Annotated in this window: 9 protein-coding genes and 1 rRNA gene; 7 read left to right on the top strand and 3 right to left on the bottom strand. The window is 32.7% G+C overall.

Annotation, left to right across the window (positions count from 1 at the left end):
* Positions 1-11: 11 nt before the first annotated feature.
* Together rrf and pafA are read left to right on the top strand one after the other, a co-directional pair.
* Positions 12-121: ribosomal RNA gene (gene rrf / locus DCO46_RS21185) — 5S ribosomal RNA — on the top strand.
* A gap of 187 nt (positions 122-308) precedes the next feature.
* Entirely contained in the window at positions 309-1,925 is a 1,617-nt protein-coding gene (gene pafA, locus DCO46_RS21180) for an alkaline phosphatase PafA (RefSeq protein WP_116754472.1), read from the top strand.
* Positions 1,926-2,045: 120 nt separating this feature from the next.
* Here pafA and ald read toward each other — a convergent pair whose 3' ends face one another.
* Positions 2,046-3,164 carry an alanine dehydrogenase gene (gene ald, locus DCO46_RS21175; RefSeq protein ID WP_116754471.1) on the bottom strand — a complete coding sequence of 373 codons (1,119 nt, stop codon included), beginning with the start codon at positions 3,162-3,164 and terminating at the stop codon, positions 2,046-2,048.
* A 198-nt stretch (positions 3,165-3,362) separates the two neighbouring features.
* On the opposite strand from ald, the gene DCO46_RS21170 reads away from it, so the two are divergent.
* A complete protein-coding gene (locus DCO46_RS21170) occupies positions 3,363-3,821 on the top strand; it encodes an Lrp/AsnC family transcriptional regulator (RefSeq protein ID WP_116754470.1) in 459 nt (152 codons plus the stop codon).
* 47 nt (positions 3,822-3,868) lie between these two features.
* Positions 3,869-4,543, top strand: coding sequence for a hypothetical protein (locus DCO46_RS21165; RefSeq protein ID WP_124019590.1), 675 nt, complete (start codon positions 3,869-3,871; stop codon positions 4,541-4,543).
* Between the two features lie 71 nt (positions 4,544-4,614).
* Here DCO46_RS21165 and DCO46_RS21160 read toward each other — a convergent pair whose 3' ends face one another.
* Both DCO46_RS21160 and DCO46_RS21155 read right to left on the bottom strand, forming a co-directional pair.
* A complete protein-coding gene (locus tag DCO46_RS21160) occupies positions 4,615-6,063 on the bottom strand; it encodes a glyceraldehyde-3-phosphate dehydrogenase (RefSeq protein ID WP_116754468.1) in 1,449 nt (482 codons plus the stop codon).
* A gap of 218 nt (positions 6,064-6,281) precedes the next feature.
* Positions 6,282-7,682 (bottom strand): S1C family serine protease, encoded by a 1,401-nt coding sequence (locus DCO46_RS21155; protein WP_116754467.1) that lies wholly within the window; start codon positions 7,680-7,682, stop codon positions 6,282-6,284.
* Positions 7,683-7,856: 174 nt separating this feature from the next.
* Between DCO46_RS21155 and dapF the strand changes: the two genes are divergently transcribed.
* Genes dapF through mltG form a run of 3 tightly spaced genes read left to right on the top strand, consistent with a single transcriptional unit; the run spans position 7,857 to position 10,272 of the window.
* Positions 7,857-8,639, top strand: a complete 783-nt coding sequence (gene dapF, locus DCO46_RS21150) for a diaminopimelate epimerase (protein WP_116754466.1) — start codon at positions 7,857-7,859, stop codon at positions 8,637-8,639.
* A gap of 47 nt (positions 8,640-8,686) precedes the next feature.
* Complete coding sequence (locus DCO46_RS21145) at positions 8,687-9,220, top strand: GNAT family N-acetyltransferase (protein WP_116754465.1); 534 nt, start codon at positions 8,687-8,689, stop codon at positions 9,218-9,220.
* 11 nt (positions 9,221-9,231) lie between these two features.
* Positions 9,232-10,272 carry an endolytic transglycosylase MltG gene (gene mltG / locus DCO46_RS21140; protein WP_116754464.1) on the top strand — a complete coding sequence of 347 codons (1,041 nt, stop codon included), beginning with the start codon at positions 9,232-9,234 and terminating at the stop codon, positions 10,270-10,272.
* Positions 10,273-10,489 lie beyond the last annotated feature (217 nt).

The following is a 10,489-nucleotide window of genomic DNA, read 5'->3' as shown; positions in this document are numbered from 1 at the left end:
ACTAACAACCTTAAGGTGGTTATTGCGGCGGGGCTCACCTCTTCCCATCCCGAACAGAGTAGTTAAGCCCGCCTGCGCAGATGGTACTGCAGTTATGTGGGAGAGTATGTCGTCGCCTTTCTTTTGAAAACCCTATCCAATCGGATAGGGTTTTTTGTTTTATAAACTTTTTGATTATTTGGTATGATGTAAAGATAACTTGTTTTGCATTCTGTTAAATTAAAGTCAATTTTTAGGTTTAAATTCTGACCCCATTAGAGTTTTAGATGCTAATCTTGTATTTTTGTATTTAAATTAGAATTTTAAATATGAAAAAAAGTATTTTATTGTTAGCCTTGTTTGTTATCTCAAACTTAAGTGCTCAACAACGTCCCAAGTTAGTTGTCGGTATAGTAGTTGATCAAATGAAAATGGAATATTTATATCGCTTTTCAGATGATTTTTCTCCAAATGGATTTAAGCGATTAATGAATAATGGATATACTTTTCAGAATATGCATTATAACTACATGCCTACTTATACTGCACCGGGTCATGCTTCTATTTATACAGGAACAACACCTTCAACACATGGAATTGTAGGAAATGAATGGTTTAGCAGAACTCTTGGTAAAGAAATGTATTGTACTGATGATGCTTCTGTTAAAACAGTTGGTAATGGCACAATAGAAGAAGGTGCTATGTCACCAAAAAATCTACAAAGCACAACTATTACTGATGAAGTTAGAATGGCAACAAATTTCCAGGGAAAAGTAATTGGAATGAGCCTTAAAGATCGTGGTGCAATTCTTCCAGCGGGTCATTTTGCAAACTGGGCTTTCTGGTACAGTAAGACAGGTTCTTTTATTAGTAGTACCTTTTATGGTGAAAAATTACCGGAATGGGTTTCTCAGTTTAATAATGAGAAGCATTATATGACTTATATTAATAAAGGTTGGGATTTATACAAACCTGCTTCTGTTTATAATGAGAGTCTTCCGGATAATAATCCATATGAAGGAAAATTATATGGCAGTTCGGCTCCTGTTTTTCCATATGACTTAAAAACTATGTATGAGAAAAATGATGCAGGAATTATTCGCGCTACTCCTTATGGAAATGATTTATTAGCTGAATTTGCAAAAAGAGCAATTGAAAAGGAAGAACTTGGAAAGGATAATATCACTGATTTCTTAACTGTTAGTTTCTCTTCTACTGATTATGTTGGACATTTACTCGGGCCACGTTCGATGGAACTACAAGATACATATTTACGTCTGGATCAAACTATTGCTGACTTTTTGACTTATCTGGATCAAACGGTAGGGAAGGATAATTATTTACTTTTCTTAACTGCAGATCATGCTGGTGCTGAAAATGTAATCTATTTAAAAGATCGTAAATATAATGTAGATAATTATCCATCAAAAGAGTTTAAGAAAAGCTTACAGGATTTCTCAGTTAAAACATTTGGTGCAGATTTAATTTTGAATTATTCAAATTTCAATATTTTCTTCAATAAACAAATTATCAAAGACAAAGGATTGGAATTATCAAAAGTAAAGCAATCATTTAAAGAGTTTTTGATTACATTGCCACAGATCAAAAAAGTTTATACAGAGGAAGAGATTTTAGCAAATTCAGGAAATGACTATTATTTGAATTTTGTTGCTAAAGGATACGATGTTACTCAGGATGGAGATATGGTCGTGATTAATAAACCGGGCGATATGGAATATTCGGCTACCGGAACTTCTCACGGAACTCCATACAGTTACGATACTCACGTTCCTGCTATCTTTTATGGCTGGCACATTAAAAAAGGAGAGTCTTATGATAAAAAAGCTATAACTGAAATTGCTCCAACTATTGCGCAAAAAATAAAAGTTACTTTTCCAAATGGGACTGAAGCTAAAGTTATGCAGGAAGTTTTGGATGAGAAATAATTTTTCTAATAATTATATAGCCTTTTCTTTGTAAGGATATATATCAAAAAAAAGACCTTTCGTTAAGAAAGGTCTTTTTGAATTTAGTGATTTAGTAAGCACTTATTATAATGCCAGCAACTATGCGTTTGCTAACACTAATTCTTCGTTAAAAGGAAGATTCCAAGCCTCTGCAACTCCTTTGTAAAGGATTTTACCATTAGCTACATTTAATCCTTTTTTCAATTCTTCATTTTCAGCACAAGCTTTTTCCCATCCTTTGTTTGCTAATTGCAATGCGTATGGTAAAGTTGCGTTAGTTAAAGCCAAAGTAGATGTGTAAGGTACAGCTCCAGGCATATTAGCAACACAATAATGTACGATATCATCAATAATAAAAGTTGGGTTTTCGTGTGTTGTTGGAGTACAAGTTTCGATACATCCACCCTGATCAACAGCTACGTCAACTACTACAGTCCCCGGACGCATTAATTTCAACATATCACGGGTAATTAAGTGAGGTGCTTTTGCTCCTGGAATTAAAACAGCACCTACAATTAAGTCCGCATCTTTAATTGCTCTTGTAATATTATAATGATTAGACATTTCTGTATTTACGTTTGCCGGCATAATATCGTCTAACTGGCGAAGGCGTGGCAGGCTTAAATCCATGATAGTTACCTGAGCACCTAATCCTGCTGCCATTTTTGCAGCTTGCGTACCTACAATTCCTCCTCCTAAAACTAAAACTTTTGCTGGTGGAACACCTGGAACACCTCCTAAAAGAATTCCTCTTCCTTTTAATGGTTTTTCAAGGTATTTTGCCCCTTGTTGGATAGCCATACGACCTGCAACTTCTGACATTGGAACTAATAAAGGTAAGCTGCGATCTGTTTTTTCAACAGTTTCATAAGCTAAACATACAGCTCCTTTTTCCAACATAGCATGAGTTAGTTCTTCTGATGATGCAAAGTGGAAATACGTGAATAGCAACTGATCTTTTTTGATTAACGGATACTCAGATGCGATAGGCTCTTTTACTTTGATAATCATTTCAGCAATAGCATATACTTCTTCAATAGTTGCCAAAACTGTTGCACCTGCATTTGTATATTCTTCATCAGCAAAACCACTACCTAAACCTGCAGTAGCCTGAACATAAACTACATGTCCGTGTTTTTTCATCTCAGAAACACCGGCTGGCGTTAAAGCAACACGGTTCTCATTATTTTTTATCTCTTTTGGAACACCTATTATCATATTTTATGTTTTTTATTTTTTTTGTAATGTTTTTACAAAGCTACTGATAGAGAAGATATTATTGATAATTCATGAATAAATAAGAAAATATTATTTTATTTATTAATTTTACAGAAAAATATTCTTTTAGGGAACACTTTTGTTTGTCATAAAAGAAAAAATGACTTTTTCTTAATATAAATTTACATCGTTTTCGTTATGGCTTTAGATGAAATTGACAAAAAAATCCTACGTCTTTTACAGGTAGATGCGCATTATACGCTAAAAGACATTGCTAACAAGATAAATTTATCATTAACACCAGTTCATGATAGAGTTAAACGTCTTGAAAAAGAGGGAGTTATTGAAAAATATGTTTCAATTTTAAATAAAAAAAAATTAGGCAATAATCTTACCGTTTATTGTCAGGTTACTCTAATAAAACAAACATATGATACTTCGGAAGGATTTAATCAGTCGATTCTTAATTTGCCGGAAGTGGTAGAATGTAACTATGTTTCAGGAAACTTTGACTATATGCTTAAAATCATTATTCCGGATATGGAGAGCTATCATTATTTCCATCAGCAAAAATTATCTATTCTGCCTGAGGTTTCTCAGATAAATACTGTTTTTGTTATTTCTGAAGTAAAAAGTACAACTGTTTTACCAATTTAATTTTGTAGTAAAATATTTATATATTTGCAAGTAAAATGCAAATTAAAATGGAATATAAATTAGCAGTATTAGATAGACAGGATCGAAAAAATATCTATTTGTTAGTTTTGTTTTTTTCAATTCCTGGTATTATAATTTTGTTAGTTTTCATGGGGTTAGCAATCTATTTGCGCTCCAGTGCCGTATTTATAGATTCTTTGTTATTAATCAGTGCTTGTATACTACTCCCACACATATTTTCTGTAAAGTATCTAATCGCATTAAAAAACAACCAAAAATATATTGTAAAAGGTATTTTGACATCGAAGTTTTGTAGCCGTAATAGCACTTGCTGTTATACACTAAACGAAAAAGATAAATTTACTACAGCTAGCATTGGAAATATATTCTGTGATAAAATATATCAAGGTAATATAGTTGAATTGCATACTCTTCCTTTCATGTATTCTAAGAAAAAAGTTTTTTACGTTAAAAGGATGAATGAATCTTATGATATAGTTTCAAAAGTTCGAGAGATTTCAATAAATGATAAACATAGTTGGACAACCATAAATTTCTCCAATTTAGGAGTATATACTTTTCCTAAATATTTTCTTCATTATACTATTAAACCCGGGGATTCATTTTTGATAAAAGTAACCTTAGAATCAAATTCAGGGAAACCAACGTTTAATTATGAAATAATCCCCAAAAGGGATTTGGAATCAAATTATAGATTTTAACATTTTTTATTATAGAAAAAACCATCAGGAATTCCTGATGGTTTTACTAATACAGTTAGTTTTTGGGTTTATTAATAATAAGTAAAACGTCTTACTTTCGCAATATATTTAGCTAAGCGAATGACCTGATGGCTGTAACCATACTCATTATCATACCAAATGTACAGCACAATATTTTTGCCATCTTTAGAAACAATTGTTGCATTGCTGTCATAGATTGAGGGTGCAGATGTGCCAACAATATCAGAAGATACCAATTCATTATTTAGTGAATACTTTATTTGTTCTACAAGTTCACCTTCCAAAGCGTACTTTTTCATTATTTTGTTAATTGCAGCTATCGAGGTGCCTTTTTTTACTTCTAAGTTTAATACAACCAGCGAACCATTTGGAACCGGAACTCTAATTGCGTTAGAAGTTAGTTTTCCTTCCAATGATGGTAATGCTTTTGCTACGGCATTTCCTGCGCCAGTTTCGGTAATTACCATGTTTAAAGCAGCAGCTCTTCCGCGACGATATTTTTTGTGCATATTATCAACCAGATTTTGGTCATTTGTATAAGCATGAATTGTCTCTAAGTGTCCTTTTACAATTCCTAATGTATCTTCGATAACTTTTAAAACTGGTGTAATAGCATTTGTAGTGCAGGAAGCTGCAGAGAAAATATCTATTTGATCAGGATTATAGTCATTATGATTTACACCATGTACGATATTAGGCACTCCCTTTCCAGGAGCAGTTAATAAAACTTTACCAACACCTTTTGAAGTTAAATGTCTTTTTAGAGCTGCTTCTGTAGTAAAAGCCCCAGTGTTATCTATAACTAATGCGTCATTTATTCCATGTTGCGTATAATCTATTTCTTCCGGTGAATTTGCTGTAATTATATGAACAGTAGTTCCGTTAATAATTAAAGCATTATTTTTCGTATCTGCGGTAACCGATCCCTGAAAATCCCCATGAATTGAATCATAGCGTAGCAGAGAAGCTCTTTTCTCTAAACTGTTTGCATCATTTGTATCTCTGGTTACAATTGCTCTAAGACGCAATTGATTTCCTTTTCCAGTTTTTGACATTAACTCACGCGCCAATAAACGTCCTATTCTTCCAAAACCATACAAGACCACATCTTTTGGCTGAATCTCTTCTGATGATTTTGCTTTTTTTAATTTATCAAGAACAAAATATCTTGCATCAGGATATTTTTCATCCTCTAAACGGTATTCGTAGGTTAGTTTTCCTAAATCTAATTTAGCAGGAGGAAGATCTAATGATAAGATAACCTGCGCTATTTCAACTGAATCAAAAATCGTAATTGGTTTTCCGACAAATTCTCCGGCATATTGGTGCAGGTTAATAATATCGCTGACATTTTTATCCAGTAATTGATTTTTGAACAATACCATTTCAATGGATTTGTCATACCATAAATCGCTAATAATTTTAATTAATTCGACACCGGCTCTTCTTCGGTCGACTTGTAAGGATACCTCTTTTTGGTACAAAGATTTTTTAGTCATAATTGATAAATTGAAAAAATAAAATGCTCACTATTTTAAAATTCTGCGCAAAAGTATCCATTTCAATCGATTTCGTAAACTATTTTAGCATTTATTTTAAAATAAAAAAGCCACCTTAAATTTATAAGATGGCTTTTAAAATTATAGTTTTTGAAGTTTTTCAAGTTAAGATTTTGACTCTTCAGATTATTTTCTTCCCATGAACGAACTACGATTTTTTAAATAATAATTCTGAAAATTTCTCCGTCTTTATTTATCATTTCAATTCGGATACTTTGACCTTCGTCTTTTTTACTTAAAAGTTTAGAAACAGTTTCAACATTTGTTGCTTTAATATTATCGATACTTAAAATAATATTGCCTTGCAATTCATTTTGATACTGCATTAAATTTTCATTGGTAATATTTTTGATTTTTACTCCGTAATCAATTCTGAATTTTTTCTTGTCAGCGGCATCAATATTTTCCAGTTCAATCCCTTTAAATTCAGTACTAAAAAATTCATTTTTGCTTAAAGTTACCGGAACCGTTTTTGTCTTTCCGTCTTTCATGTAAGTTACTTTTACAACATCGTTAGGACGTTTTGTATTAATGTAACCTGACAGATCAGCATACGTGGCAATATTTTGTTCATCAAGTTTTATTATAATATCTCCTTTTGCAAGTCCGGCTTTTTCAGCACCTGAATTTTTAGAAACTTTATTAATGTAGAAACCTTGTGTTTGGGTAATTCCAAGTTCTTTAGAAGCGGTACTGTTCAGTTCTCCGCCTTCAACACCCAAAATTCCTCTTTGAACGTTTCCGAATTCCATAATATCTTCAATGATTTTTCTGGCTATATTAGAAGGAACAGCAAAAGAATACCCAACATAAGAACCCGTCATTGAGGAAATCATTGTATTTATACCAATCAGTTCTCCTCTGGTATTTACCAAAGCTCCACCACTGTTTCCAGGATTTACTGCAGCATCTGTCTGAATAAAAGACTGAATTCCGTTGGTATCTAAATTTCTGGCTTTCGCCGAAACAATTCCTGCAGTTACAGTTGATGTTAAGTTATACGGATTTCCCACGGCCAAAACCCATTCTCCGATTTTTACCGAATCTGAATTTGCAAAAGCTGTGTAAGGAAGTTTTTCGTCAGCATTAATTTTTAATAATGCAATATCCATTTTAGAATCTGTACCAATAAGTTTTGCTGTATAAGACTTCTTATTGTTGAGAGTGATTTCAATTTCCGAAGCGTCTTTAATTACATGATTATTGGTTACAATATATCCGTCTTCAGAAATAATAACCCCGGAACCCGTACCAACCTGTTCCTGCTGTTGTTGTCCGCCATAACCATAGAAAAACTCCATCATCGGATTACTAACGGTTCTTCGCGAAACATTTTTTACGTGAACAACGGTATGAATTGTTTTATCTGCTGCTTCAGTAAAGTCAACAGCTTCACCCGGTAATCCAACAGTCTTTCCGTATGAATTAGGTGCAAGGGTAACAACAGAATTTCCTTTTCCGAAAAAAGAATCACTGCCGTCAAATAATAACTTGTAAGCACCAAGCGTAGTAGCACCGCTTAGTAGTGAAACTAAAAATAAGGTTGAAAATTTTTTCATATTACAATTTATGTTTTTAAGTTATTTTAGGTATTTGTTTTTAACATTTATAACGTAAAATTATACCAAAAAATTATCTGGAAAAATGGTTTAACTCTCTTTAACATTGATTAACATTTCATTAATTAATCTTCGCAGTTTCTTCGTACTTTTGTATTTCTTAATGACTAAAAAATGCAAGTAGAATTTTATAAATATCAGGGTACAGGAAATGATTTTGTAATGATTGATAATCGTTCAGATTTTTTTCCTAAAGAAGATGTTAAACTAATAGAACGTTTGTGTGACAGACGTTTCGGTATTGGAGCAGATGGACTTATCCTGCTTGAAAATGATAAAAATACCGACTTTAGAATGGTGTATTATAATTCAGATGGAAATCAAAGTTCTATGTGTGGCAATGGCGGACGCTGTCTGGTTGCTTTTGCTAATCACTTAGGCGTTATCAAAGACAAAACCATTTTTATAGCAACAGATGGTCTGCATCATGCTTCTGTTGATGAAGATGCAATTGTTTCTTTAGGAATGATAGACGTTAATGAAGTTCAAAAAAAGGATTCTTATACCTTTTTAGATACCGGTTCGCCACACCATGTTCAAATTGTCGAAGATTTGGAACATTATAATGTAAAAGAAAATGGTGCAGCCATTCGTTACGGTGAATTATACGGAGAAAAAGGAAGCAATATTAATTTTGTAAAAAAAGTAGATGACAGTACTTTTTCGCTTCGAACGTATGAGCGTGGTGTTGAAGATGAAACTTTAGCCTGCGGAACCGGTGCTACAGCTGTTGCCATTGCCATGAATGCCATAGGACAGACGGATGAAACTTCTATCAATCTGAATGTTGAAGGCGGAAAACTTGTTGTTTCTTTTGATAAAACCGGGGAGCATTTTACTAACGTATTCCTTACGGGACCTGCAAAATTTGTTTTTAAAGGAACAATTGAAATTTAATTTCAACGTTTAAATCTAAAATTTACAGCCAAAAATATATAATCAGGATGATAACTCTTAAAGGTGATACAATTTATCTTCGGGCATTGGAACCTAATGACCTGGAATTTGTGTATGCAATGGAAAATGATCAGAGCATTTGGGAAGTAAGCAATACGCAAACACCTTACAGCAGATTTTTGGTTCGTCAGTATCTTGAAAATGCACATCAGGATATTTATGAGGCAAAACAATTGCGATTAGCAATCTGCCAGGATGAAGATTTTCCGGCTATCGGACTGATTGATTTATTTGAATTTGATCCAAAAAATAACAGGGCCGGGGTTGGAATTGTAATTCAGAATAAAGACAACAGGAATCAAAATATTGGTTCTGAGGCGTTAGGATTATTAATTAAATACGCATTTCATAATTTAAACCTGCATCAATTATATGCAAATATTAATGTAGGAAATGTAGCTAGTAAAGCTCTTTTTACTAAATTTGGTTTTGAGGAAACAGGAATTAAAAAGGATTGGATTTTGCTGAATAATCACTATCAGGATGAAGCAATATTTCAATTAATTAACAAACAAATTTAAACAACTTAGTTTTGGGTATAAAAAAGATAATCACAATAACTGCCGTAGCGGTTATTTCAGTTTTAATGATTTACGGGTTCATTTTAATTAGCAGAATTTTTAGTTCAAATACTAAGTTTGAAGAAAAAGAAGTCTATGTTCATGTTCCGACCGGGGCCAATTATACTGATGTAAAAAAAATATTAGAGCCTTACATAAAGAATTTCGATAATTTCGAAATGGTGGCTGATAAGAGAAGCTATCCTGAAAATGTAAAATCAGGTCGTTTTCTATTAAAAAAAGACATGAATAATATTGACTTAGTACGTGCTATGCGTTCTAATGTTCCTGTAAAACTGGCTTTTAACAATCAGGAAAGACTGGAGAACTTTGCCGGAAGAGTGGGTTCTGAAATAGAAGCGGATAGTTTATCCTTGATGAAAGCGATTAAAGATTCTACTTTCTTAAAAGAAAACGGTTTTAACGAAGAAAACGTTTTTGCCATGTTTATTCCGAATACATATGAAATTTACTGGAATACTTCTGCAGAGAAATTCCGTGATAAAATGATTAAGGAATATCATAATTTCTGGACAGACGAAAGAATTGCAAAAGCAAAAGCGCAGGGATTATCTCCGGTTCAGGCTACAATTTTAGCTTCTATCGTTCATAAAGAATCAGTTAAAAAAGATGAAAGACCACGAATCGCAGGAGTTTATCTGAACCGTTTACGTTTAGCGATGCCTTTGCAGGCTGATCCGACAGTAATTTATGCTTTAAAATTAAAAGCTAATGATTTTGATCAGGTCATCAAAAGAGTTTTTTATAATGATCTGATTATGAAATCTCCATATAACACTTATGTGAATATTGGACTTCCTCCGGGACCAATTGCAATGCCGGATATCACAGCTTTGGATGCAGTTTTAAATCCTGAAAAGCATGATTATATATATTTCTGTGCAAGTATAGATCGTTTCGGATACCATGAATTTGCTTCTAGTTATGAACAGCATACAATTAATGCGAAAAAATATTCAGACTGGATAGCAAGCCAGGGGGTAACCAGATAAGAAATCTGTTTTAAAATAAAATTGAAATTTCAAAAATCCGAAGCTAATTCAGTTTCGGATTTTTTTCTTTATATAATTCAATATTATGTAAATTGATTTTTTTAATAAATCTCAATTTTGGAAATAAAAAGATGCTAATAGATGAAAATTGGTGTAGGTCATAAATCCAAAATTGATAAATTTTCAAAAAGAAGAATTTAAAATTCAAACCTAAATT

It is taken from the genome of Flavobacterium sp. HTF, from assembly GCF_003105115.1.
Classification (GTDB): domain Bacteria; phylum Bacteroidota; class Bacteroidia; order Flavobacteriales; family Flavobacteriaceae; genus Flavobacterium.
The sequence above is the reverse complement of the archived record's forward strand: the minus strand, read 5'-3'. Positions and strand labels throughout refer to the sequence as shown.